At 69.1% G+C, this 24,832-nt stretch carries 16 protein-coding genes; 7 read left to right on the top strand and 9 right to left on the bottom strand.

Annotated elements, in window-relative coordinates; all coding sequences use genetic code 11:
• Positions 1-3: 3 nt before the first annotated feature.
• Complete coding sequence (locus M8A51_RS14180) at positions 4-1,497, bottom strand: sigma-54 interaction domain-containing protein (protein ID WP_251779126.1); 1,494 nt, start codon at positions 1,495-1,497, stop codon at positions 4-6.
• A gap of 328 nt (positions 1,498-1,825) precedes the next feature.
• Between M8A51_RS14180 and M8A51_RS14175 the strand changes: the two genes are divergently transcribed.
• The 4 genes from M8A51_RS14175 to M8A51_RS14160 all read left to right on the top strand — a co-directional run bounded on the left by M8A51_RS14175 (position 1,826) and on the right by M8A51_RS14160 (position 9,337).
• On the top strand, positions 1,826-2,881 hold the full coding sequence (locus M8A51_RS14175) for a hypothetical protein (protein WP_251779125.1): 1,056 nt from the start codon (positions 1,826-1,828) through the stop codon (positions 2,879-2,881).
• A 168-nt stretch (positions 2,882-3,049) separates the two neighbouring features.
• Positions 3,050-4,231 carry an esterase-like activity of phytase family protein gene (locus M8A51_RS14170; protein WP_251779124.1) on the top strand — a complete coding sequence of 394 codons (1,182 nt, stop codon included), beginning with the start codon at positions 3,050-3,052 and terminating at the stop codon, positions 4,229-4,231.
• Between the two features lie 199 nt (positions 4,232-4,430).
• Positions 4,431-7,001, top strand: coding sequence for a PEP-CTERM sorting domain-containing protein (locus tag M8A51_RS26560; RefSeq protein WP_251779123.1), 2,571 nt, complete (start codon positions 4,431-4,433; stop codon positions 6,999-7,001).
• A 413-nt stretch (positions 7,002-7,414) separates the two neighbouring features.
• Positions 7,415-9,337: a glycosyl hydrolase gene (locus M8A51_RS14160; protein ID WP_251779122.1), complete on the top strand. Its 1,923-nt coding sequence runs from the start codon at positions 7,415-7,417 to the stop codon at positions 9,335-9,337.
• Between the two features lie 28 nt (positions 9,338-9,365).
• On the opposite strand, the gene M8A51_RS14155 is transcribed toward M8A51_RS14160, so the two are convergent.
• From M8A51_RS14155 to M8A51_RS14140, 4 genes are all read right to left on the bottom strand, one after another.
• On the bottom strand, positions 9,366-12,263 hold the full coding sequence (locus M8A51_RS14155) for an adenosylcobalamin-dependent ribonucleoside-diphosphate reductase (protein ID WP_251779121.1): 2,898 nt from the start codon (positions 12,261-12,263) through the stop codon (positions 9,366-9,368).
• A 164-nt stretch (positions 12,264-12,427) separates the two neighbouring features.
• A complete protein-coding gene (locus tag M8A51_RS14150) occupies positions 12,428-15,919 on the bottom strand; it encodes a CHASE domain-containing protein (RefSeq protein WP_251779120.1) in 3,492 nt (1,163 codons plus the stop codon).
• Between the two features lie 205 nt (positions 15,920-16,124).
• Entirely contained in the window at positions 16,125-17,012 is an 888-nt protein-coding gene (locus M8A51_RS14145) for a transglutaminase-like domain-containing protein (RefSeq protein WP_251779119.1), read from the bottom strand.
• Between the two features lie 22 nt (positions 17,013-17,034).
• Positions 17,035-18,372 carry a response regulator gene (locus M8A51_RS14140; protein WP_251779118.1) on the bottom strand — a complete coding sequence of 446 codons (1,338 nt, stop codon included), beginning with the start codon at positions 18,370-18,372 and terminating at the stop codon, positions 17,035-17,037.
• A gap of 221 nt (positions 18,373-18,593) precedes the next feature.
• Between M8A51_RS14140 and M8A51_RS14135 the strand changes: the two genes are divergently transcribed.
• Together M8A51_RS14135 and M8A51_RS14130 are read left to right on the top strand one after the other, a co-directional pair.
• Entirely contained in the window at positions 18,594-19,340 is a 747-nt protein-coding gene (locus tag M8A51_RS14135) for a trypsin-like peptidase domain-containing protein (RefSeq protein WP_251779117.1), read from the top strand.
• 250 nt (positions 19,341-19,590) lie between these two features.
• Positions 19,591-19,986 (top strand): YciI family protein, encoded by a 396-nt coding sequence (locus M8A51_RS14130; RefSeq protein WP_251779116.1) that lies wholly within the window; start codon positions 19,591-19,593, stop codon positions 19,984-19,986.
• A gap of 90 nt (positions 19,987-20,076) precedes the next feature.
• Here M8A51_RS14130 and M8A51_RS14125 read toward each other — a convergent pair whose 3' ends face one another.
• Positions 20,077-21,417, bottom strand: coding sequence for an HrpF/NolX family T3SS translocon protein (locus M8A51_RS14125; protein WP_251779115.1), 1,341 nt, complete (start codon positions 21,415-21,417; stop codon positions 20,077-20,079).
• Positions 21,418-21,679: 262 nt separating this feature from the next.
• Positions 21,680-23,800, bottom strand: a complete 2,121-nt coding sequence (locus tag M8A51_RS14120; RefSeq protein WP_251779114.1) for a hypothetical protein — start codon at positions 23,798-23,800, stop codon at positions 21,680-21,682.
• A gap of 82 nt (positions 23,801-23,882) precedes the next feature.
• Here M8A51_RS14120 and M8A51_RS14115 point away from each other — a divergent pair, with 82 nt between their 5' ends.
• Positions 23,883-24,071: a hypothetical protein gene (locus tag M8A51_RS14115; protein ID WP_251779113.1), complete on the top strand. Its 189-nt coding sequence runs from the start codon at positions 23,883-23,885 to the stop codon at positions 24,069-24,071.
• A gap of 232 nt (positions 24,072-24,303) precedes the next feature.
• Here M8A51_RS14115 and M8A51_RS14110 read toward each other — a convergent pair whose 3' ends face one another.
• Positions 24,304-24,627: a hypothetical protein gene (locus tag M8A51_RS14110; protein ID WP_251779112.1), complete on the bottom strand. Its 324-nt coding sequence runs from the start codon at positions 24,625-24,627 to the stop codon at positions 24,304-24,306.
• Between the two features lie 73 nt (positions 24,628-24,700).
• The coding region (locus M8A51_RS14105; RefSeq protein ID WP_407062238.1) for an integrase core domain-containing protein at positions 24,701-24,832 on the bottom strand (132 nt) is incomplete at its 5' end.

Raw genomic sequence — 24,832 nt, 5'->3', positions numbered from 1 at the left:
CGCTCAGAGCAGCGGGCCGTACTGAGCGAGCTTTTCGTAGAGCGTGGCGCGCGAGATCTTCAGCAGGCGCGCTGCGGCCTGCTTGTTTCCGCCCGTTGCGGCGAGGGCCGCCTGGATCGACCGACGCTCCAGTTCGGCGACCGCTTCATTGAGCGGCCGCACGGCGGCCGGATCGGGCACCGCCGGGGCGAGCGACGAGCCCGCTTCACGGGTGCCCGGCACATCTGCCTGCGAGCCCACATGCGGCGGCACCGACGGCAGCGCATGCCTGAAATGCCGCGCCTCCAGCCGCAGGTCGTCGGTCAGCATCGTCACCTGCTCGAGCACGTTGCGCAGCTCGCGGATGTTGCCGCGCCACGGGTAGGCACGCAGCACCGCGAAGGCATCGGGTGCCACTTCGCGGTGCGGCATGCCGCTGCGGCGCGAGATGTCGTCTTCCAGCGACTCGACCAGCGCTTCCAGGTCGCTCAGCCGCTCGCGCAACGACGGCAGCCGGATCGGCACGACGTTGAGGCGGTAGTACAGGTCTTCGCGGAAACCGCCCTCGGCCACCAGTTGCGACAGGTCGCGGCTGGTCGCAGCGATCACGCGCACGTCCACCTTCTGCACGTCGTTGGAGCCGAGCGGCTCGATCTCCTGCTCTTGCAGCGCCCGCAGCAGCTTGGCCTGCAGCGAGGCCGGCATGTCGCCGATCTCGTCGAGGAACAGCGTGCCGCCGTCGGCCAGCTTGAACTTGCCTTCGCGCCCCTTGCGGTCGGCGCCGGTGTATGCGCCGGGCGCGACACCGAAGAACTCGGCCTCGAGCAGCGTCTCCGGCACCGCGGCGATGTTGACGCCGATGAAGGGCCGGCTCGCGCGCGACGACGCAGCGTGGATCGCATGCGCCAGCAGCTCCTTGCCGGTGCCGGTTTCGCCGAGCAGCAGCACCGTGCTGTCGGTCTGGGCAACGCGGCGTGCCTGCCGCTTGACCTCGATGACCGGCGGGCTGGAGCCGATGAAGCTGGCGAAGGTGTACTTGGGACGCCGCTGCTCGGCCAATTGCTTGCGCGCGTCGTCGAGCTCGCGCTGCAGCCGCGAGAATTTCTTCATCAACGGCTGCATCGTGCTCTCGGGGTGCGCCATCAGCACCAGGCCGAGCGCGCCGATCACGTCGCCGCGTTCGTCGCGCAGCGGGATGCGGCTGACGAGGAAGGTACCGGCCTTGTTGGTCAGCAGGTCCACCAGGATCGGCCGTCCGGTGGCGATCACCTCGCGCATCAGCGTGTTCGGCACCACCTCGTCGACCGAATGGCCGACGAAGTCAGACTCGTGCTTGAGGCCGAGCGCCGGCAGGAACTGCTTGTAGCCCTCGCTGATCCAGACCACCCGGCCTTTGCGGTCGACCAGCATCATGCCCTCGGCCGTCTCGGCGAAGAGCTGGAACATCGAGTGGGCCGCCAGTTCGAGGACGCTGCGCGCGTCGCGGGGCAGGTCGGTCGCGTGGACGAGGTCGTCCATCGTGGACAACGTGGTGGAATTCACCGCGCGATGGTACTGCCGCGGGCCCCGACACCGACTACGCACTTCCCTGGGGGCGCCCGATTCTTGCTGCAACGCGACGGTGAGCGCACACCCACGACGAGGTGCCCGGCAAGCCGACGGCCGCCCGCCCCGCGTTCCGTGCCCGTCCTGGCTTGTAAGCGCTGGAAACCGTGCCTGAAATATTCACGTTCACGGCCGGCACGCCTCCAGCCGGCCGTCCCGCCGCGCCCGCGCCCCCGTATAGTCGCGCGACCCGGAACCCGGCGGCGCACGCGCACACCGTGCCGCACCGCCGCTGCGTCACATGCACCAGCCCGTCTCCCTGTCACGGCCCCTCCTGCAGCGTCTGGCCACACTGGCCGCCCTGCTGGCGTTCGCATGGCTGGCCGGGGGCTGCACCACCACGCTGGTGCTGATGTACGTGCACGAGAAGATCACCGAAGGCATGCCCCCCGCCTGCCACAAGCTCGACACCGTCGAGCGGGCGCTGAGCCCCCGATGCGGCAACTTCGTCCCCGGCAGCCTCGACCCGCAGCACGTCGCTCACTCCCGCTTGCCGCTGTGCCCGGTCACCGAAGCCACCCGCGACCCGCGCTTGTGGCCGGTGCTGCCCGAACTGCTCGCCAAGGGCGCGACGCTCGACGGCTGCGCCGTGCCGCCGCTGGTCGCGCTTGCGCAGGCCGCCCCCTGCCCCGACTTCACACAGGCGTCTGCCGAGGTACTGGTCGCGCTGCGCCGCGTCGCCGAAGACCGGCAGTCGGTGCACCACGACGCGATGCGGGTGCTGAGCTGCCCGCACGCCCGCACCGCCGGGCTGCACACCGCGCTCGACCGTTGGTTGACCGCGGGCTGGCTGCCGCCGCGCACGCTGCCTTTCGGCCCCTTGAGCGCCTTGCACCCGGAGCATCTGCAGTCGCCCTTCGCCCGGGCGCTCGAAGCGCAGGGCCACACGGCACGCGCGGGCCTCGGCGGCTACCAGGGCCACCTGAACACCGGCTTCGAGGAAGCCTTGCGCACCGGCCACTGGGCCGCGCTCGACTGGTGGCTGACCCGCGTGCCCGAACTGGCCAACAAGGTGCCGCCGCGCGACGGCCGGCAACTGCCCTGGGTGCCGCTGGCCCGTGTGGTCGGGCCGCGCTTCATCGACGACCCCTCTCAACAGGAAGCCGCTGTGCGTTTCCTGCTGGCTCGCGGCGCGCGGCCTGCGCAGAAGCTGCCGCACGACCCGGGCCTGACCGTGGCCGCCTATGCCAGACGCCTGCAGAGCCCGCTGGCGGCACTGCTCGAAGGCGATGAAGCGGTGAAGGTCGCCGGGCGGCATCCCGAAGCAGAGGCGATGCTCGCGCCTGCCGTCAAGTAGCAGCGTTCGCTGCCTTTCCCGGCGGTACCCTGGCCGCCGCCACGCCGACGCTGCAGCGCACGCAGTCGGTTACCAACTCGCGCCGATCGACGACAAGCTGTCACAGGCCGTGGATACAACTCCCGCTGAGCGCCACCGCGCGCTTGCCTCAAACACAGGGAGCTATTCATGAGACCGTGGACCCTTGCCATCGCGCTGCTCGCGCTGGCGCTCGGGCGGGCCGACGCCGCCGGCCTGGCGCTGCGCTACATCGGCCAGCACAGCATCGCCACCGGCACCCTTTTCGAAGGTGTCGAGTTCGGCGGCATTTCCGGCATCGACCGCGCGCCGGACGGCAGCTACTACGCCCTGGCGGACGACCGCGGCGGCGAACGCGGCACCCCGCGCTTCTACAAGCTCGGGCTCGACTACGACGCGTCCGGCTTCCACGGCATCACCCTCCAGCAGCAGACGCTGCTGCAGCGGCCGGACGGCACGGCCTTTCCGGCCGATGCGCGCACGGTGGACCCCGAGGGTTTGCGCGTGGCGCCCAACGGCCACCTGTACTGGTCGAGCGAAGGCAACTGGAACGCCGACCCGGCCTTGCGCTACCAGCCTTTCGTGCGCGAAATGCGGTCCGACGGCAGCTTCGTGCGCGAGTTCAAGACACCGGCGATGTTCGACTACGCCGACCACCCCGGCACCGGGGGACGCAACAACAAGGTCTTCGAAGCGCTGGCCGTGACCCCCAACGGCACGGTGGTCACCGCAAACGAGGACGCCCTGGTGCAGGACGGCCCGATCACCACGCTGGAACAAGGCAGCGTCGTCCGCGTCACGACACTCGACCCGGCCACCGGCGACACGCTGGCGCAATATGCCTACGAGCTGCCGCCGATCCCCAAGGCGCCGACCGAAGCGCCGGGCTTCCAGGACAACGGGCTGCCCGAGCTGCTCGCGCTGTCGGACAGCGAGTTCATCGCGCTGGAGCGTGGCTACGCCTCCGGCCCCGGCAACACCATCCGGCTGGTGCTCACCAGCTTCGAGGGCGCCAGCAACGTGCTGGGCCTGCCCGGCCTGCTGGATGCCGGCTACACACCGATGAGCCGCGAGCTGCTGCTCGACTTTGACGCGTTGAAGGCCGCCCACGGACTCGTGCTCGACAACAGCGAAGGGCTGTCGTGGGGGCAGACGCTGGCCAATGGCCATCGCACGCTGGTGGTCGTGTCCGACAACAACTTCTCCGGCACGCAAACCACGCAGTTCCTGGCCTTCGAAGTGGTGCCGGTGCCCGAGCCGCAGACCTGGGCGCTGATGTTGGCAGGCCTCGGTGCGATGATCGGATTCGCGCGGCACCGACGACCGCGCTGACCCGCTGTCGCGCCGACGCGACGAGAGCACATGGCGCGCCTGCCTCCCCCTGCATTTCGGGGAGGGCCTGCAACCCGCGCGGCAGGCGAGCAGCGCACAAACCGGTCACATGCGCTTGCATATCGGCCTCCGCGCGCGCGCCGGCCGAAGGATTCTTCCGCGTAGCGGGCACCAGCCCATCACCAGCGGAGGAGACACCGTGCATACCACCATCCGACACACCCGGCCCCAGCGGACGCGCATCGCGCTGGCCTGCGCGGCGGTCCTTGCCTGCTTGCCGGCACACGCCGTCGACTACACCTGGACCGGCGGTGCTGGCAGCGGTGCATCGTTCTGGGATGTAACCGCCAACTGGTCTCCGGGACTGCCGACCGGCACCGACGCGAGCCTGCTGCTCGGCAGCTACGGCACCACGTTGCGCAGCGGCCTGTTCGATGTCGGCACGTTGAACGGCACCGGCGCGCTCGCTGTCACCGGCGGCGAATTGCGGTTGAACGGCGCCGCCTCGTCGGTCGGCAGCCTGCGCATGAGCGGCGGGCGCATCGCGGCGGCCGGCACAGTCACCATGCGCGACTTCCACTGGGACGCCGGCGAGTTCTCGTCCGATCCCTTCAGCGACCCGCCGTCGCACCTCGTCGTCACCGGCAACGCGACCTTCGGCAACGGCGGCGGCAAGTACATGGGCTACCAGTCGACACTGGAGCTGCGGGGCCGCGCACGGTGGCTCGACGGTGCCTCACAGCTGACACTCGACGGCAATCTGCATGTCGGGCCGACCGGCCGATTCGAGGACACCGCGCAAAGCGCGAACCACACCCTGCACCTGGGCGGCGCCTTCCGCAACGAGGGCACCTATCTCAAGACCGGGCAGGGCGTCACCAATTTCTCGATGCCTTATGGCGGCGCGGCCTTCGACAACACCGGCAGCTTCCAGGTGCAGCAGGGCACCGTGAACATCGACGGCGCACCGTCGGGCACCTGGCGCAACGCCGGCACCATCGTCGTGTCGCGCGGCGCCGCGCTGAACGTCAACGTGTTCCGCTACCCCGCCATCGAGCAGAGCGGCGCCGTACGAGTGGACGGCCGGGCGAGCTTCTCGGTGGTCTGGTCCGGCATGCACAGCACCGGGCAATGGGTGGTCGGCCAAAGCGGCACGGTGATCTTCGAAAACGACGGTTTCGACGAGCGTTCGGCGCCTGTCGTGTTCTCCGGCGGCAGCCTGCAAAACGACGGCCGGCTGATCTTCGCCGGTGGCACCACCACGCTGCAGGACGGCGCGGCCATCACCGGCTACGGGGTGATCGAGACGCGCGACGCGGCCGTGCTGACATCCGGCACGACGATCGCAGGCCGCTTGCTGCGTGCCGACGGGCTCCATCAGTTCCCCGACGGCCCGGGCACCTGGGGCGCAGTGAAGGCGCCCGAAGTCCGGGTGGCCCAGCTCGACTGGGGCACGTCGGACCTGCAGGTGCCCCGCATCCGGGTGGGCGGCGATGCGCGGCTGCATGGCGGCCCGGTGTACTTCACCGGCGACGGCACCGGCCCCGACCAGCCGGGGTATCGCAAGGTGATCGACGGCTGGCTTTCCATCGGCGGGAACACGACCTGGACCGGCGAGACCGACATCGTCGGCAGCGGCCGCATCAGCACGGCCGCACGCCGCCTGTTCATCGACGAGACGGCCGGCGAGCTGCCCACCGGCATGGGCGATACACGTCCGGTATTGCTGGGCGTGGCCCGCTTCGACAACCAGGGCACCTACGTCAAGCGCGGCGCCGGCGCCGTCGAGGCGACCGGCGCCTTCTACAACGCCGGCGCCGTGCGCACGGAAGGCAGCGGCCGGATGATCTTCTCCGGCACGCTCGACAATCGCGGCACACTGGAAGCGCGCGGTGCACGCATCGACGTGCGCGGTGCGCTGTCGCAATGGTCGGCGGCCGACCGCCGTCTCACGGGGGGCGGCTACATCGCCAACGGGAATGCGATCGCGATCGACCTGGGCAGCACGGCCGGCATTGCGCGCAACTCGGCACGCATCGAGCTGCGCGGTGCGGCCGCACGGCTGCTCAACAGCCACGGCGGCGTCGACCGGAATGCGTTGGCGGCCCTGTCGGTCAACCAGGGCAGTCTTCGGCTGCTGTCCGGCGCCACGCTGACGACGACCACCGGGCTGGCGAACTACGGCACCGTGCAGGTGGGGGCGGGCAGCACGCTCGACGTCGGTGGCCTGTACCGGCAAAGCATCAACGGGCAGACGTGGATCGACGGCGTGCTGCGGGCCGGCCGCTTCGAGGTCGCCGGCAGCCTGTGGGGCGCCGGCCAGAACGGCACCGTGGGGCACGCGACGCTGGACGCCGACCAGGTGCGGCTGACGGCCGGCCGGCTCGATGTGGACATCGTCTCTGCGGGCCTGTACGACGTGGTGTCGATCGACGGCATGGCTCAGCTCGGCGGCACGTTGTACGCCGACTTCGGCCAGACCGGCCCCACCGAAGGGCTGTACCGGGTGCTCACCGCGTCGGGTGGCCTGAGCGGCAGCTTCTCGGTGCTGAGCAATCTCGATCCGACGCAGTACAGCGTCGCGGCGATCTACGGCACCGGCTACGTGGACCTGCAGGTCGCGCGCATCTCCGCGCTGATGGAAACCGCCGCGGCCTTGCCGATGGCGCCAGTGCCCGAGCCCGAGACCTATGCGCTGATGCTCACCGGCCTGGGCCTGGTGCTGTGGCAGCGCAAGCGACGCCGCAACGCCTCGCACCCGCAGGCGTGAGGTGAGGCCGGCGCGCGGCGGGTTGTCCGCCCGCGCCCGGCCGCTCACCGTTCCGTTCAGATCCCCAGCCCCGGCCGCAGCGATCGCGGCCTGACACCCGATGTAGGGCTCCGGCGCAGCGCTTCGTCGCCCGCGTCCAAAGAATCCCTACATGCCCTCGACACACCCTGACATCGCGTGCCGACGCACGCCGATGGCGCGCGGCCGTGTCCGTCTTCAGAATACCGTCATCGCATGGGGTGTTCCACGCACAGACTCGCGTCTGTCACCACCCCACAGGTCCGGCTGAGCATTCGCTCGATCGCCCGCCTCGCGCACCCCCCTTTGCGCTTTCCGCCACGACGCATCGCTGCTTCAACCAGCGGCCCTGCCTGTGCGGCGGATCCCTGACGACCTTTTTTCGACTGCGATCCATGCGTTCTCTTTTCAAATCCTGGGTGCCGGTATCCGTTGCAGCCTCGTGCGCCCTGCTCCTCGCCGCGTGTGGCGGCGGGGGCAGCAGCAGCGACGAGCCGGCGGCCACGCCGGACACCGCCAGCGCAACCCAGCCGGGCGATCTGCCGCCGCTGGCCGGCGTTGCATCCGACAGCCTCGTGCCGGGCGCCGACGCCCGGCTCGAACTCGCCGCCACGACCAGCACCACCACGCTGGCGCTGCCCGCCGCGGGCGGAAGTTCGGTGCAGAGCACCGTGCTCGCCACGTCGTCGATGGACGGCAGCTTCGCCTCGACCGCGCCGGGCTGGCGCATCAACTACTGGGGCTCGCCCTCGCCGCGCTGGTACGTCGCCCGCGAGACGCGCAGCGGGTACGTCCATGCCGGCGCCGCCTCGCAGCAGTTCCGGATGTCGTCCAAGGGCGGCGGCGACGTGCACCTGACCTACCCCTACGCCTTCGCACAGGGCAAGACCTACCGCACCACGCTGTACCTGCGTTCCGACGTTCCGGCGGTCGTCACGGTGCAGATGCGCCGCGACGCCGCGCCGTGGGACTCCTTCGGCACCAAGACCGTGGACGTCGACACCGCGTGGCAGAAGATCGAGATCGCCGGCACCTACCCGGGCACCGTGCCCGGCACCGTGCGCATCGCGTCCGACACCCCGGGGGCCAACCTGTGGATCGACGAATTCAAGCTCGAGGAACTGAAGTTCAACGAGCTGGCGCCCTTCAGCACCGAGCCGATCCCCGACACGCTGTTCGGCATGCACGTCAACAAGCTGGGCTGGCACCAGACCTACCCGCACGTCGGGCAGCACATGATCCGGCTGTGGAACACCGGCACCACCTGGCGCGAGCTGGAGCCCGTCAACGACGTCTGGGACTGGAATGCGACGCACGGCAAGCGCCTCGACATGTACGTCGACTACATCCTGCGCAACAACCCGAACGCGTCCATCCTCTACACGCTCGGGCAGACGCCCCAGTGGGCCTCGTCGACGCCGGACGTCGACGGCCTGTACGGCCCCGGTGCCTCCGGTGCCCCGGTCAACATGGCCGACTGGCGCGACTACGTGCGCACGCTGGCGCGTCGCTATGCCGGCCGCATCCGCTACTGGGAACTGTGGAACGAGCCCGACTACCAGCCGCACTACAACGGCAGCATCGCGCAAATGGTCGAGATGGCCCGCATCGCCCGCGAAGAACTGCTGGCCGCCGACCCCGGCAACCGGCTGGTGTCGCCCGGCGTCACGGTTGGCCAGGGCATGCACTTCCTGAACCTCTTCCTGGCAGCCGGCGGCGGTGCGCAGGTCGACATCGTCGGCTTCCACTGGTACTTCAACACGTCACCCGAGAAGATCGGCCCAGTCATCGGCAACGTGCGTCAGCTGATGGAGAACTACGGCATCGGCCACAAGCCGCTGTGGAACACCGAGGGCGCGCCCGGCTGCGATTCGCTGGTCTACGAGTGCAGCGAGTTCGTGCCGACACCCCAGCAGGTGCGCTCGACCACCGCGCGCGCGTTGATGATGATGTGGGCCAAGGGGGTCAGCAACTTCAACTACTACTTCTGGGAGCGCTCCGAGCCGCTGGCCCGGCTGGTCGAGTCGGATTTCCGCACACCGACCGAAGCGGCGAAGGCCTACGCGACGATGGAGCGCTGGATGCGCGGCGCCCGCCTGGTCGACGCCTATGCGCTGAACCAGCAGGTCTACGTGTTCAAGCTCAACCGCGGCACCGAGAACCGCTATGTGCTGTGGTCGACGGTCGAAGGCCAGCCGGCGTCACTGCCGGCCGGCTGGGCCGTCACGCGCCGGACGACGCTGCAGGAAGCGACCACCACACTGCCCGCGTCGCGCGAGATCACGCTGGGCTTGGAGCCGGTGCTGCTAGAGCCGTGACCCGGCGGTCGCACGAGGACGCTGCGCTTCAACCACAGGCGCCGGTATACCCGCACGCAGTGCAGAAGTCGCAGCCGTCCTTGTGGATCACCGTCGCGTTGCCGCACTCCGGGCACGGCTTGCCTGCCATCGGCGCGGCGGCCTCGGCCGCCGGGGCGCCGCGCTCGGGAGCCTGCAGGATGCCCATCTCGCGCACCGGGTAGCCCTCGTCGTTCAGCACGCCGAGCATGGCGTAGCGGTGGATCACCAGCCGCGCCAGGTAGGCCACCGTCGAGGGCCAGGTCTGCTGGCGGCGCTCGCCGTGTGGCAGGCCGGGCACGAAGGCCATGAAGTGGCCCAGCGGCTCGGCGTAGTTCAGCAGCTTGCGCAGCTTCATGCCGATCCAGGCCGGGTCGACCACCCGCATGTCGAGCGACAACAGCCGTGCCAGGCCGTCGAGCGCGCGCGGGTAGTTGCCCGACAACCCCATCGCGCAGGGTCGCGTCACCGGCTGGCCCTCGGGGCCGGGCAGGGTGATCTCCTTCAACGTCAGCGTGAAGGCCTCGCCGGTGGCCGGGTTGTCGACGTCGACCGCCCACGCGAGCGTGCCCGACGGCCCGGTGCGCGGCTCGTCGCGGCTGAACATCGCGTCGAGCACCGGCGTGGGCGCTTGCGCATCGGCATCGCGCCACACGCCGAGCTGCTCGCAGCGCCACCGGATCACCGCAGCCGTGGCCGCCACCACGCCGGCAAAGCGGCGCCGTTCGCCGTGCGGCGGGAACGGCATGTCGAAGGCGCGTTCCTCGGCCACCGTCGCCAGCGCGTCGAGCTTGAGCTTCAACCACGCGACGTCGTTGGTGCGCAGGTCCATCGACAGCGTCTTTGCCATCGCACCCAGGCCGCGGGGCTGCTCGGCGCCGTTGACCCACACCTCGAAAGGCAGCGAACACCCGGCCTGCCCGCCATCGCCGGGCAGTTCGCCGACGAACAGCACGAAGTCGCCGAAAGGGTGCGTGATCATGTAGCTCCACGCCGCATTGCCGGCCGGCAGCTCCGGCCGGCCCGGCCAGCGCAATGAAGCCAGCACCGGCTTCGGCAGACGCTCGAGCGCCAGGCGCCGGTTCGCGTCGACCGGCTCCAGCGGCTGCGGCGCGGCGGCCGAGCCCACGCTCAGCACCGAGCCGAGCACCGCGTCGGGCCGGTAGGTCGCCAGCCCTTTCAGGCCGGACTTCCAGGCGCTCAGGTACAAGTCCTGGAAGTCCTCGTACGGGTAGTCGGCCGGCACGTTGACGGTCTTGGAGATCGCCGTGTCGATGTAGGGCGCCACCGCCGCCACCATCTCCTGGTGCGCCTGCGCGCTCATCTCCAGCGCCGTGACGAAGGCGGCGGGCAGCGGCGCGTCGGCGCCGTGCAGGTGCCGGTACAGCCGCCACGCATGGTCCTCGACGGTGTATTCCTTGAAGGTGCCTTCGGGCGTGCGCTTCTTGCGCGTGTAGGTCCAGCTGAACGCCGGCTCGATGCCGTTGCTCGCGTTGTCGGCGAAGGCCAGGCTGATGGTGCCGGTCGGCGCGATCGACAGCAGGTGCGAATTGCGCAGGCCGTGCTGTCGGATGCGTTCCTTCAGCGGCGCGGGCAGGCACGACGCGAAGGTGCCGCGGCTCAGGTACAGGTCGGCATTGAACAGCGGAAACGCGCCGCGCTCCTGCGCGAGTTCGAGCGAGGCCTCGTAGGCCGCGTCGCGCATCACTTCTGAGATGCGGCGCGCCATCTCGCGCGCCTCGGGCGTGTCGTAGCGCAGGTTCAGCATCACCAGCGCGTCGCCCAGCCCGGTGTAGCCCAGGCCGACACGCCGCTTGCTGCGTGCCTCGGCCTGCTGTTCAGGCAGCGGCCAGTAGGTCACGTCGAGCACGTTGTCGAGCATGCGCACCGCCACCTTCGCCAGCGCCGCGAAACCGGTTTCGTCGAAACGGGCGCCGGGCTCGAAGGGCTGCCGCACGAAACGGGTCAGGTCGATCGAGCCGAGGCAGCAACAGCCATAGGGCGGCAGCGGCTGCTCGGCGCACGGGTTGGTGCTGGCGATCGTCTCGCAGTAGTTGAGGTTGTTGTCGGCGTTGATGCGATCCAGGAACAGCACGCCCGGCTCGGCGTGGTCGTAGGTCGACCGCATGATCTGGTCCCACAGCTCGCGCGCCGGCAGCTTGCGGTAGACCCACAGGCCGTCGCCGCGCTGGTAGGCGCCGGCCGCCTTCTGCGCGACACCGGGCTCGGCTCGGTGCACCAGCTCGACCTGACCGCCGAGCTCCACCGCCTGCATGAACGCGTCCGTGACGCCGACCGAGAGGTTGAAGTTGCGCAGGTCGCCCGTGTCCTTGGCGTGGATGAACTCCTCGACGTCCGGGTGGTCGCAGCGCAGCACGCCCATCTGGGCGCCGCGCCGGCTGCCGGCCGATTCGACCGTTTCGCAGGAGCGGTCGAACACGCGCATGTAGCTGACCGGGCCGCTGGCGCTGGACTGCGTGCTGCCGACCCAGGCGCCGCGCGGGCGGATGCGCGAGTAGTCGTAGCCGACCCCGCCGCCGCGGCGCATGGTCTCGGCCGCCTCGGTCAGCGCGGTGTAGATACCGGGGTGCCCTTCGTCGGCGTGCGAGATCGAGTCGCCGACCGGCTGCACGAAGCAGTTGATCAGCGTGGCGGTGAGTTCGGTGCCGGCGGCGGAGTTGATGCGGCCTGCCGGCACGAAGCCGTGCTGCTGTGCCTCCAGGAAGCGCTGTTCCCAGACGGCACGCTGGTCCGGCGCCTCGACGGCGGCCAGCGCGCGCGCCACGCGCCGCCGCACGTCGTCGAGCGTGCGCTCGTCGCCCTTGGCGTATTTCTCGATCAGCACTTCTTCGCTGATGGCCTGCGCAGGCAAGTTGACGTCGATGACGGTGTCCGGTGTGTCGTGCATGGAAGAGACCTCGGTAACGGTTGGCGCGCAAGTCGCGCCCCGCGCCCCGGTGCGCAGTCGACCTGGGTCATGGAGCATCTCATCACGCCCGGGCCGCGGCGCAGCCCTGCGTTGGATCAAAACCCTGCGCCGAACGCATGTTTCGTGCGGCGCGTGGCTGCTGCCTACCGCGGCGAGCGGCGCGACGCGATGCGGCCGGGCCGCTGCGGCGGCGGATGCAGCCACCGCTCCAACGTGCGCACCAGCACCTGCGTCTCGACCGGCTTGGAGATGTGGTCGTCCATGCCGGCCGCCAGCGAAGCGCTGCGGTCTTCGCCGAACGCGCTGGCGGTCATCGCGAGGATGGGCGTGGAAGCATGGGAAGGCAGCCGCCGTATCGCCCGCGTCGCCTCGAGCCCGTCCATCTCCGGCATGTGCAGGTCCATCAGGATCAGGTCATAGCGCTGCCGGCGAGCGCAGTCGAGCGCCTTGGCGCCGTTCTCCGCCACATCGACCTCCAGGCCCAGCGAGCGCAACTGGTCGACGGCCACCATCTGGTTCACCGGGTTGTCCTCTGCCACCAACACGCGCCGGTGCTCGAACGGCCGCCGGGCACCATGGTCGTCTGCCTCGTCGTCCGCCGCGGCCTGCCCGTCGGGCCCGCTCCGCTTCGCCTGCAGCGCCCGGATGGCGTTCTCCAGCACCCGCAGCGTCAGCGGCTTTTCGAGCACTTGTGCCCGGCTCAGCCCGCGCAACGCGGGCCGCCATGCGTCGGCGTTCCGGATCGTCGTGAAGACGACTGCGGGCTGGTCATGCTGCAATTTGCGCAGTGCCGGGGGCAGCGGCGCCAGGTCGGCATCCCACACCAGCAGCTCGTACGGCCGACCGCGCCGCTGAGCCTGCAGCAGCAGGTGCGCCGCCTCGTCGAGGCGGGTCGCCTGGTCCGCCTGCACGCCGAGTCGTTCCAGCATGGACGCCACCGCCTGCGCCGTCGCCGGCAGGTCGTCGAGCATCAGACAGCGTACCGCGACGCCTGTGCTGCTCGGCTCGTCGACCCGTGGCGCCGGGGCAAAGCGGGCGGTGAACCAGAAGGTGCTGCCACGCCCTTCGCGGCTGCGGGCGCCGGCGTGTCCGCCCATCAGGTCGGCGAGCTGGCGGGTGATCGCAAGGCCGAGCCCGGAGCCTCCGTAGCGACGTGTCGTCGAGGTATCGGCCTGCTCGAACGGCCGGAACAACTTGTCGATCACCGCCGGTGAAATACCGACACCGCTGTCTGTGACCTCGAAGCGCAGCATCTGTTCGCCTTGCGTGCCATCGGCGAGCAGACACCGCAACACGACAAAACCCGCAGGCGTGAACTTCACCGCGTTGCTCAGCAGGTTGAGCAGCGCCTGGCCCAGCCGGATGGGGTCGCCCACCAACCGGCGTGGCACGTCGTCGATATCGATCACCACCTCCAGGCCCTTGCGCCGCGCGTCCTCGATCACCAGCGCGCAGGTGTTCTCCAGCACGTCGCTCAGTTCGAACTCGACCTGCTCCAGCACCAGCCGGCCGGCCTCGATCTTGGACAGGTCCAGCACGTTGTTGATGATCGCCAGCAGGTGGCGCGACGCATCGGACATCTTGTCGAGCCGGTCGCGCAGCACGGGATCCTTGACGTCGCGCCGCATCATCTCGGTCAGTCCGACGATCGCGTTCATCGGGGTGCGGATCTCGTGGCTCATGTTGGCGAGGAACTCGCTCTTCGCTCGCGTGGCCGCTTCGGCCTGGGCACTGCGTTCGGTCAGTGCGCGGTTCACGTCGAGGAGTTCCTGCTGCAGCCGCGCGCGGTCCGACAGGTCGGTCGCGACGCCAATGAATCCCAGCGTCTCGCCGCTTCCCTCGCGCAACGCGCTCAGCGTCAGCAACACCGGCAGCCGCGTTCCGTCCCGACGAACGTAGGTCCACTCGCTGCGGACGATGTCGCCGTCACGCGCAGGGCCAGTCATGAGTTCGGCGGCATCGACCGGGCGGCCGAGCTTTCTCGCCAGGACCTCGCCGCGTTGCCGCAATTCCTCCGGGTCGTGGAACACCAGCGCGCTCACCTTGCCGACAACCTCGTCAGCGCGGCACCCGAGCATCGCCTCGGCCGCCGGGTTGAACATCGTGACGATGCCGTCGTTGTCGACCGCGATGATGGCGCTGCCTGCACTCGTCAAGATGGCCCGTTCGCGCGCCGCCATCTGCCTCAGCTCCGCGGTGCGCTGCGCCACCTGCTGCTCCAGCGTCGCGTTGAGCTGCAGGATCTCGGCCTCGGCGCTCTTGCGGTCGCTGATGTCACGCAGGGTCTTCGCGACACCGATGATCTCGCCGCTGTCCAGGCGGATCGGCGCCACCGAGACCGACACGTCCAGCATGCGGCCGTCGCGCCGGCGCCGCACCGTATCGAAGCCGGCCACGCTCTGCCCGCGCCCGACGCGCTCGAGCATTGCGGTTTCTTCGTCGGCCCGGTCGTCGGGCACGATCAGGTGGCGCACGGTGCGGCCGACCGCCTCGGCCACGGTGTAGCCGAACATCCGCTGCGCGGCGGGGTTCCATTCGCGCACGGTACCGTCGAGGGTCTGCCCGACGATCGCGTCCGTCGAGTTCTCCACGATCGCCGCCATGCGGGCGCGCTGCAAGCCGGCCACCCGCGCGCGGCCCGCACCGAGCTGATAGACATGGGTCAACACCGCCAGCAGCAGCGCGGTCGCCGCAACCGTGCCGGTCAGCGCAAGCGGGTTGCGCAGATTGAGGCCGAGGAAGAACGGCGGCAACGCCTGCACCTGCACGGTCCAGATGCGTCCGAAAACCGACGCGCCGACTTCTTTCACCAGCGCTCCCGGCGGTGCCGGCGACCAGCCCAGCGAAGAGAAAAATCTTTCCGGCACGCCGCCCGGCGCGCGGTCGTAGAGCGCCAGCGTGAACTGGCCGTCGGCGTAGTCGAAGTCCTGCAGCACCTCGTCGGTCACCAGCGGGGTATAGGCCCAGCCGAACACTTCGTTCCGACGTTCGGCGACCGTCAAAGGCGTCTCGACGCCGCCGTACACCGCCAGCAGCAACAGGAAGGACCGCTGCTTCTTCCCGCTCGCCTGCACCAGGGTAATGGGACCTGTCAATGTCGGCTCGCCAGTGCGTGACGCAAGTTCGGCCGCTTCGCGTCGATTGGTCTCCGAAGCGATGTCAAGCCCGATCGCCTCCTGGTTGAGTTCCACCGGCTCGACATACTGGATGACATAACGTTCACCCTGGTGCGGCGCCAGTTGGCGGATCGTGAAATCGGGCCAGCCGTCGGCTCGTGCCCTGGCCAGGAAGGCGGCCTCCTGCTCGACCGACACGCGACGCACGAAGCCGAAACCGCGGGCCCCGGGAAACTCGCTCTGAATGTCGCGAGACCTGGCATAGCGCTGGAAGCTTTCTCGCGTGATCGCCTCGCCGCCCGCGGCGATGACGGCCCCGCGCGCGGCACGCAGTCCGTACTCGTAGAGTTGCAGCCGATCCTGCACCTGCTCGGCCGTCTGCACCACCAGCCGTTCGAAGCGCCCGCTGACGACTTCGTCGTTGACACGCTTTTGCCACAGGCCGGCGGCCAGCGCCAGCGCCCCTCCGGCGGCCAGCACGAGCCACGAGAGCAGCTTCGGAGAACGCCATGCATCCATCGCTTGGGGGTCCTGGGGTCCTTCCCGCCCGATGCGCCGGCATCCGGACCGGGCAGCGCAACAGCGGCCCGATAGGCAGAGCAATCCTCGCGCCTTCGGCCGGGCATCGTCTGGAAGACTCCCCCATGCGAACCACCCTGCGCCCTGCGACGGTCCCTCTCGTCTATGCCTGCTCGGGTCGCTCCAGCGCCGCTCACGTGCACCGTCAACAGCGCCACTCGAGACCCGCCCCGACGTCGGTCGACAAGGCGTCGTCGCACAGGTGCGGCAGAACAACGCCTCGTGCCTCGTCCTGAACTGCGTCGGCGCGGATCGAAGGGGCTTGCGTCCGGACACCGCCGAAGATGGTCGCAAATGCGACGTCTGCCGCGTCGCGGCCGGTGCCGAACCGAACGAAGCCCATGGGGACGGCAGTCCCCGACGGATCGAAGATGTACCAGCGGTCGCCCAGGTACACCTCGACATAGGCATGGAAGTCCGGTGGCCCGAGTGCCGGGTCCGATCCGTAGTCGGTGCCGGTCGTGAAGCGCGCGGGGATGTTCACCGCTCGGCACAGGGCGATCATCAAATGTGCAAAATCTCGGCATACGCCGACCCGGTCGACCAGCGTGTCGAGCGCCGACGTGCTGGAAGTCGACGTATTCGACGCGAAGGTGACATGGGTGCGGACCCAGTCGAGGATCGCCTGCACCCGGCTGTGTCCTTGCAGGTGCCCGCCGAACTCGGCGGTCGCGAAGCGGATCATCCGGTCGGAAGGACAGTAGCGGCTCGGATAGACGTATCCCAGCACGTCCGGCGGAAGCCGGCTCACCGGCACCTCCTGCAACGCCCCGGTGGACGCGAAGTGATGTTCCATCTCGACGGTGCCGGTGTACGAGACGCTCAGCGTGCCCGGCATCGCACGCAGGCGCAGGTAACGGTTGCGTGTGAGCGGATCGGTGAACGTCTGGGGCACGATCGGTTGGCTCACGCGCATGGCTTCGTCAATGATCGCCTGGCACGGCGTATGCGCAGGTTGAATGTTGAAGACGAGGTCCGCCCCGTGCTCGTCGATGTCGTATTCCAGCCGGACATCCAGTTCCATCCGCACCATGTCGGCTTCGCCCCTGTCTGCGTCAATGCGGGGAGCGCCCGGACGCGACTTGCGCCATCTGCTGGGCAAGATTCATCAGCGCGAACGGCTTGCGCATGAAACCGTTCATGCCCGCTTGCAGGCAGGCTGTGCGGGTTTCCTCGTCGAACTGCGTCGTCGCCGCCACAATCGTCAGCGGCTCGCATTGGTCGTGCGCTTCCATCCGGCGCAGGCGTTGCGTGGCCTCGATGCCGCCCATCTCGGCCATGTTGACGTCCATCAGCACGGCCGCCGGCCGAAACCGCTGGCAGAACTCGACCGCTTGCAGGCCGCTGCCTGCGGTGTCGACGCCATAGCCGAGCACGCGCAGCATCTCACTCGCCAAGATCAGGTTCACCGGTTCGTCGTCGACCACCAGCACGCGCGCACGCCTGCCCGCGTCGAGTGGCGCCGGGCTGGTTTCGCCGCTCTGGTTGATCTCCCATTGCAGCGCCTCTTCCTGAATCTCCCGCAAGTCGGCCGGGCTGAACGGAATTTCCCGCACCTCCAAACGCCCCATCGACCGGCCGGCCAGTTCGACCGCGGCCTCGGCACCCGCCACGCCCAGCACGACGCGGGTCGCCGCGGGGAGCGAGCCCGCCCATTCGCGCAACGTGTCGATGTCCACGCCCGGCCCTGCGCGCGCGAACAGCAGCGCGGGAGCCGGCGGTGTACGGGAGCCCGCCTCGAGAAAACCGCGCGCGGCGCCGACCTGGCCGAACAGCCGCACTAGCCAGCCATCGCGCTGCAGGCGACTGGCCAATGCTTCGTTTTCCCCGGCAGCGCGCCCCACCAGCCATGCTTGCGGGATGCCGAGCAGAGCCGCCTCGGCGTCGTCGTGGCCGTCTTCGGCCGCCAGCGTCACAGCCAGCTGCAAGGCCCTGGCGACACCCACCGAGCGCGATTCGGCATACCAGGGCTGCAGTCCCTCGACCAGGTGGGCCACCGCTTCGGGCAGCGCAGCTTCGCGCGCATTGCATTCGTCGACCCTGCAGTCCGCGGTATAGGCCGACATGCTGGCAAAGCTGGGCTCACCGCCGGGGTCCGGAAAAGCGATTTGTATCAGCGCGCGGCACTCTCCGTCGGCGGGTGCCGACACATGGACCGTCAGGAACAGGCAGCCGGCGCTTTCGGCACCCGACCGCAGGGCGTCCGACAGCAGCTGCGACGCGGCCCGCTCGACGCGCTCGGCATGGCGGCTGAAGCAGGCCTCGGGCCCGCGGTAATCGAAAAAGAGCCTTCCGCCGGCACGCTCGGTCTGCGCAGAAGTCTGCCGGGCCAGCTCCGTCAACCTCTCGGCGAAGCTGGGGACGGCAGCGGACGAAGAGCGAAGCGACGGCATGGAAAAGGCACTTTCGCAGGGTGATGCTAATGTGCAGCAACTGCCGTTCCCTCGCAGCCGCCTGCGATGCCTGTCGGGCGCGCGTCGGTGCGGCGCATCGGCACCGCATTTGTGCCCGCACTCGCGTCGTGCCGGGCCGTCCGGAGCCGGAACGCATGGAAACACCTCGCGCGGCACGACGCAGCCATCATCGCCAACGCTGTCAACAGGGAGATGCACGAGTGAGCAAGCCAGGCACCATCGAACCGGTGTTGCTGACGTCGACGCGGGTCACGACCTTCCAGGGGCCCCGCTTGCTGACCGGCGCCAGTGGCTTCTTCTTCGAACGAGACACCCGGCTCTATCTGGTCACGAGCGGGCACGTGCTGCTCGATGCGAAGAACGGGCACCACCCCGATCGGCTTGAGATCGAACTTCACACCAACACCTTCAATCTCACTCTCACCACCGCGTTCTCCATCCTGTTGTACCGCGACGGCAAGAGCATCTGGCGCCAGGGCAGCGACACCGGCGGCGCGGTGGATGTGGCGGTGATCGAACTCGAGCGCGGCGCGTTGCCAGAGCGCTGCGCACTGCACGCCTTCACGCCGGGCCACCTGCAGGCGTCATTGGCCGACATCGAGATCGGCAGCCCGCTGCTGGTGGTGGGCTTCCCTCTCGGCTTTCACGACACGCTGCATCACCTGCCGGTGGTGCGGCTGGCCTGCGTCGCCTCGTCGTTCGGTGTGCGCTTTCAGGGCCAGGGCTACTTCCTGACCGACGCCCGCACGCACCGCGGCACCAGCGGTGCGCCGGTGCTGATGCGCGACCCCACGCCCGGCTCTGCACGGGCCGCGCTGCCCTGGAAGCTGCTGGGCATCCATTCGTCACGCGTGGACATGGGCGACCGCGATCGGGCCCAGGATGAAGCGCTGGGGCTGAATTGCGCCTGGTATGCCGACATCCTGATGACGCTCACCGAAGCGTGAGCCGCCACCCAGCGCGACGAGTCGGCGGCGTTGATTGCGTCCTTCGCTTCCTGCCTCATGCCCAGCCCGATGGTGCGTTTCATCAGGCCGGCGTGACGGCGCAGGTCGACCGACGACAGCGTTCCGACGCCGCCACGCCGCCGGCGAGACGGTGGGCAGACGCGCCCCCCTGCCGCCCTGCACGATGGGCAGCAGCTCGCGCCCGCCGAGACGGCCGAGCACAATACCGGCACCCGAGATGGAGACCGGTATGACGCTGAAAACCAAGCCCGCCGAATTTCTTGTGCTGTCGCGCGGCAAGTGGGACGCCGACAAGTCCCCCGAGCGCATCCAGCAGGCGATCGACGACTTCTACGTCTGGCACGACCGCCTGGTCGAGCAGGGCAAGATGAAAGCCGGCCAGCGCCTCGCGACCGCCGCGAAGCTGGTGTCGCGAAGCGGCGTGATGGACGGCCCCTACACCGAGGCCAAGGAAGTCGTCGGCGGCTACTGGTTTTTCCTGGCCGACAGCCTCGAAGAAGCCGCCGAACTGGCCGCGCAAAACCCTTGCCTGGCCTGCGGCCTGAGCTTCGAGGTGCGGCCGATCGAACCGGAGCGCGCCAGCGCGTACATCACCAGCAACGAGACGCCGGCCGCACCGCGCTGACGCGTCGACCGGCCGCGTTGAACGCGGCGCCGGCCCTGCCCGGCACCGCGGTCCGCCGGCCGCACTCCTCGGGGGCGGTGCGAGCGGGTGCTATTTGGTGACCTGGCCGCTGATCAGGCCGCCGGTGGGGTCCATGCCTTCCAATGCGGCCTTGCCGGGATCCAGGGCGACCTTGGACGGGTCGATCGCATGCTGCACCGCGTTGTCGGTGATGCCGGACAACGCACCGGTGGGATCGACGATACCGACGAACGCCCCGGCAGCACCGCCGGCCGATTCACGACCCGCTTCGTCCAGCGCTTCCTTCTTGTCCTTGCCCTGCAGGTCCTTGCCCACGATATCGGCGCCCGCCTTGCTGTAGTTCGAGATCGTGCCGAACAGCGCCTCGGCCGGCGCCGACAGCAGCTTGCCGATGCCGGGAATGCGGCCCAGCGTGTTGCTGACCAGGCTCGCCAACCCGCCGAACACCGTGGAAATGCCCTTGAGGAAGAACTGGCCGATTTCGCGGCCGATCACCTCCGAGGTGTCGCGGTTGGTGCCGTTCTTGCGCACGTACTTGGCGTCCCTGTCGTTGTTGGTCCCCGGCAGGTTGGGCTTGCTCAGCAGGTTGTTCGTGTTGTGGTCCTGCCCCTTCCCGTCGGTCTTGAGGGAATCCTTCAGCACGGCCATCTCGGTGCCGGAACGGATGTCGCCGTCCTTGGTGCAGCCTTCCATCTTGCCGTTCTTGACCACGTCGCCCCGGTCGCCGCCCTCGACGTCCTTCATGTTCTTGATGGTGCCGACATGGCGAGCGGCGTTGTAGGCCGACTGCTTGCGCTCGGCCTCGCTGCGCTTGGGATCGTCCCAATCGCCGTAGCGCGCCTTGAGCTTGTCTTTCATGCCCTCCTGGTTGCCCATGTTCTTGAGCAGGCCGTTGTTCGCATTGAGGTAGTCGTCCACCGACTTGCTCGGGTCGGTCGGCTTGTCGTTGCGCTGCGGCACCGTGCCGGGGTCGCCCGGCACGCCGGAAGGCGCGCCGGCCTTCGGCGCGCCGTTGGAGGCCTGCGGCGCCTGGTTTTGCACCCGCCCCGCGCTCTGCGGTCCCTGGGCCGGGGCCAGCTGGTGGGCGGGAGCCAGCGGCGGCTGCTGCGGCTGGAAGTTCATGTTGAGGCCGGGCATAGGCAGCCCCGGCTGCCCCATCGGCATGAAGGGGGCCATGCCGCCGAGACCCGGCATGCCGCCGAAGGGTGAGGCGCCACCCTGCAGGGCGGCCATCGACTGCTGATGGGCCATCTTGACGAGGCTGGCCGCCGCCATCATCACAGCGGTCATCGCGGTCTGGAGCGCCGCCTGCACCTGCGGCGACATCTGGTTCGGCTGCATGCCGCAGGGGCCCATCATCTGGGCAGAAGAGAAGGGGCTGGCCTGCCCCGCTTGAATGCCGATGCTCATAGGTCGCTTTCTGCTTCGAGTCGCTCTGGGAGCGGTTGGACGGCACACCATGGCCGATCGTCCCGATCGTTGGAGACGATGGCGCATGGCTCTGGATGTCCTGTTCCGTTGACTGTGACCTTGCGATGCCCTTTCTCGGTCCGTGATGCGAAGCAAGCGACGGAGAAGTGAAGTGCAGGGGTCGCAGCCAGCGAGGCGAACGGCAGCGACAGCGGCCCCGTTCAAGCGGGCGGTGCCCAAGGATGGAGACCGTCGTGAAGGCTCAGTCGGGCGCGACTGCGCTGTCCAACCTCAACCGCTCTCGCCGATGCGCCAGCAACCCGGACCAGGCATGATCGAGCGCACGGTCGACGGTCTGGCGCAGGTTCGGCGGCAGGCTCTCGAAGTACTGCGCATAGTTGCTGATGAAGGCCGCCGGCTCCTGCCGCCGCTGCCAATCCAGTCCCAGCGCTTCGGACCGCTGGTTCACCGTCCACAGGGCCTCGTGCAGCGAATGGCCGCCGTCGAGGATGAGCCACTTCACGTGGTCCAGAAAGGCGGCTTGCAGATCGAACTGGTGACGGCCGGTGCGCGCGAATTCCGCGGCGAGCGACGCGTCAGGGTGGCGGTGCAGCTCGACAAACAGCTCCAGCCCCAGGCCGGCGGTGCCCGACACGCCGCTGCCGATCGGTCGGCCGGTCTGGAGCGCATTCACGTGTGTGGCCGCCGGCTGGCTGAAATCGAACACTCGCTGTACAGACTCGCGCCGGCTCCGCTGATGGGACGGCACTGCCGGGGCATGGTGTCGCAGCGTGATGCCGCCGCCATAGGTGAGGTCCGGCGGGTGGTCGTAGTACTTCTCGACGCCTTGCGCCGGGCGGATGTTGTCTTCATGGTTCTGCGTGGCCCTGCGAGCCCAGGCCACCGACTCGGAGAAGTGCCCGAGTGCGCTGCCCACCATGGCGACGAGCTGCTGGATGCGCAGCGAGTCGTCGCCGGTGATCACCCTTGCACGCAGCGCACCGCACAGGTCCTCCACGCTGGCGAAGGGTTGGTTCACCAGCCTCGATATGGCGTCGTCGGGTGTCGTCCAGTTGCGCGGGTATTGCTCTGTCAGCCGTCTCAGCGCGTCCATGCACACCCCGTCCGCCTCGTGAGGCGGCAGCCGCTCAAGGGTATCGGCGAGGGCAAGCCCGGCATCGGCGGCACTGCGCAGCATGGCTGCGTCCGGCTGCTGGTTCAAGCCTTCGGCAAACTTGGTTTCGAGCACCCGACCGTAGACATTGTCGTGCTGTCGCGTGATGAGCCTGGCCCGGCCGCCTTCGGCGGTCAACTCCTGCGCCAAGGTGCGCGCCACCGCCGCCAGCCTCTGCAGCCCCGCATCGTTGAGCCTTTGCTCGGCTTGGAGGCAGAGATCGGCGGTATTGCCGATCATCAGCCCCTCGGCCAGCCACTGGTACTTGGCCTTTCTGTCCAAATCCGCCAGCACCTGGCGTTGCTCGGGCGTGGCCGCGGTGCGGGCTCTGTCCATCTCATCGAGCAGCACCGTGACGGCTTCGGTGGCGGTGTGCTCGGGCACTTGCGGCGCTGGAGCCGTATGGCCGAGCAAGGTAGCGCCGGTGGCAGCACGGGCCGACTCGACAGCGCCCTGGTTGACTTCGTGTGCAGTGAGCGGTTCGACGCCGTCTTCGATGCGGGCCGACAAAACCCTCATGCGCTCCTCGAGGTCTTCGGTCCGGCGTACCGACAGCATCTCCCCTTGTGCCGTCCGCAGCATGCCGGCCACCGTGCGGCGAGCGAGTGTCGACTCGGCGTCGCTGGGCATACTGAGCCGGCTTTGCAGGGTCACCTGCCCCCCGGCTCCCGCCGTTGCCGCGAGAAAGCTGCGGGGCGGCAGCGCGGACAGCATGCGCAACAGCGGCTGCATGCCCTGATCCGCCTGCGGCTCCAGCGTCGGCGGCGTCACCTCGTAGTGGTGCAATTGTGCCTCGACCCGTTGCACGATGCCCATCAGTTCGTCCGCCCGCAGGCCGCGGCTCATCGGGTCTGTGAACTGACGCGTCGATTGCTGGGGAAACACCATGCGCAGCGTCTCGTCGTCGGCACCGGGAAACGCCTCGATGCTGGCGTTGATCGTGTCCTTCACGTGGCGGCGGGCGAGCCAGCTGTCTCGCGGCGTCACTTCGTCTTCGTGCCGCACCCAATGGAGTTGAAGCTCGCCCGCTTCGTTTTCGCGAGCCACCAGTTTGTCGGATGCCGCGGCAGGCGCCCCGTGGCGCACCAGCATCTCGCGCAACGCACGCAAGGGGCCGGGGCCGAGCGGGATCTCCTGCAGCGCCTGGTCGAGCTGCGCTTGTGCTGTCGGCGCGGTCGACAACTGGCCGAGGGCCTGGGTCGCGCTCACGGAACTGCGGGCGACGTGGTGTCGTTCATGCGTCTCAGCGTTGGCGCTGGCGGGTGCAAGCCCTGTCGCTGCGGTGGACAGCATGAGCCCGGACCGGCGTGCTGGCCCGCTGCCCATGGTGGCGGACGACCGCCTGCGCGGGCGCACCGGCGTGTCATACGAGGCCTGCGCGGCGCCGCCTGGTTCCGCCGCAGCAGCACCCGTTGCGCGGCTGGCGCCGGTGGCGCTGCTTTCGCCGCCGATCGGTCCGCTCGGCGGGTCGGAAGCCTGAGGGGATGGCGTCGAGTGGGGTCGGGTGGTTCGCATGTCAGGGGCCTCGGCTTGCCCGCAGACAGAAAAAGCGACCAGCGCACGGGCGATGCAGTTTGTGCCGGGTACCGGATCCGACCGCGCCCGCAGCGAAGCGACGCGTGCGACAACGAAGGAGGTGCGCCGAGGAAGGCGGGCGGCAGGCCTGCTTCAAGACCCGACAGGGTCGCCTCTTCCGGCGCAACGGATGTCGCTCACTCCAGGACGATCTGCCTCTCGATCGGCCCCAGGTCGGTGATCGTCACAAGCACGTCGAGCGGACTGTCCCAGTCGACGTGGAGATGGAACTCCACGCCGCCGAAGCCGCCTTCGGGGTCGTGAGGCCCGACGTTGGTCACGTAGACATTGGCCTCCCCCAGGTGCGGCCTCCCCGGAGGGGAATCGAACGGGTCGGTGCCCGGCTTCCACTCTGCCGCCGTGATCACCACGGCGGACATCTCGGTGAGGCCCTCCCAGTTGAAGTTGCGGCGGGCCCGGCCTCGCACGTTCTTGTAAAGAAGTCGAATGGATCGTGCCATGGTGGGCCTCCTGCAAGTGATGGGGCAGTGCAGCACGGGCTGCCGCATGAAGCCCGAGCCGCTGAGCACAACACTAGGTGTGAACTGTCAAGAGGTTGTATCGAGGCCCGGGTAGGCGAGAGGCAGGAGGGACGCGGCCGATGCCGTGATGCGGGCGGTGCCAGTTGTAGTGGTGCTGCCAGCTCAGCAAGGCGTGTTGGCGCTG

The sequence above is a fragment of the Caldimonas mangrovi genome, assembly GCF_023721835.1.
GTDB classification, from domain to species: Bacteria; Pseudomonadota; Gammaproteobacteria; order Burkholderiales; family Burkholderiaceae_C; genus Caldimonas; species Caldimonas mangrovi.
This window is presented reverse-complemented; position numbering and strand designations above follow the sequence as displayed.

Excerpts from the sequence above, each read along its gene's own strand:
- M8A51_RS14115 (WP_251779113.1), top strand. The coding sequence starts at position 23,883 with ATGAGCCCGGACCGGCGTGCTGGCCCGCTGCCCATGGTGGCGGACGAC.
- M8A51_RS14125 (WP_251779115.1), bottom strand. The coding sequence starts at position 21,417 with ATGAGCATCGGCATTCAAGCGGGGCAGGCCAGCCCCTTCTCTTCTGCC.
- M8A51_RS14160 (WP_251779122.1), top strand. The coding sequence starts at position 7,415 with ATGCGTTCTCTTTTCAAATCCTGGGTGCCGGTATCCGTTGCAGCCTCG.
- M8A51_RS14150 (WP_251779120.1), bottom strand. The coding sequence starts at position 15,919 with ATGGATGCATGGCGTTCTCCGAAGCTGCTCTCGTGGCTCGTGCTGGCC.
- M8A51_RS14180 (WP_251779126.1), bottom strand. The coding sequence starts at position 1,497 with ATGGACGACCTCGTCCACGCGACCGACCTGCCCCGCGACGCGCGCAGC.
- M8A51_RS14130 (WP_251779116.1), top strand. The coding sequence starts at position 19,591 with ATGACGCTGAAAACCAAGCCCGCCGAATTTCTTGTGCTGTCGCGCGGC.
- M8A51_RS14110 (WP_251779112.1), bottom strand. The coding sequence starts at position 24,627 with ATGGCACGATCCATTCGACTTCTTTACAAGAACGTGCGAGGCCGGGCC.
- M8A51_RS14175 (WP_251779125.1), top strand. The coding sequence starts at position 1,826 with ATGCACCAGCCCGTCTCCCTGTCACGGCCCCTCCTGCAGCGTCTGGCC.
- M8A51_RS14145 (WP_251779119.1), bottom strand. The coding sequence starts at position 17,012 with ATGGTGCGGATGGAACTGGATGTCCGGCTGGAATACGACATCGACGAG.
- M8A51_RS14170 (WP_251779124.1), top strand. The coding sequence starts at position 3,050 with ATGAGACCGTGGACCCTTGCCATCGCGCTGCTCGCGCTGGCGCTCGGG.
- M8A51_RS14140 (WP_251779118.1), bottom strand. The coding sequence starts at position 18,372 with ATGCCGTCGCTTCGCTCTTCGTCCGCTGCCGTCCCCAGCTTCGCCGAG.
- M8A51_RS14155 (WP_251779121.1), bottom strand. The coding sequence starts at position 12,263 with ATGCACGACACACCGGACACCGTCATCGACGTCAACTTGCCTGCGCAG.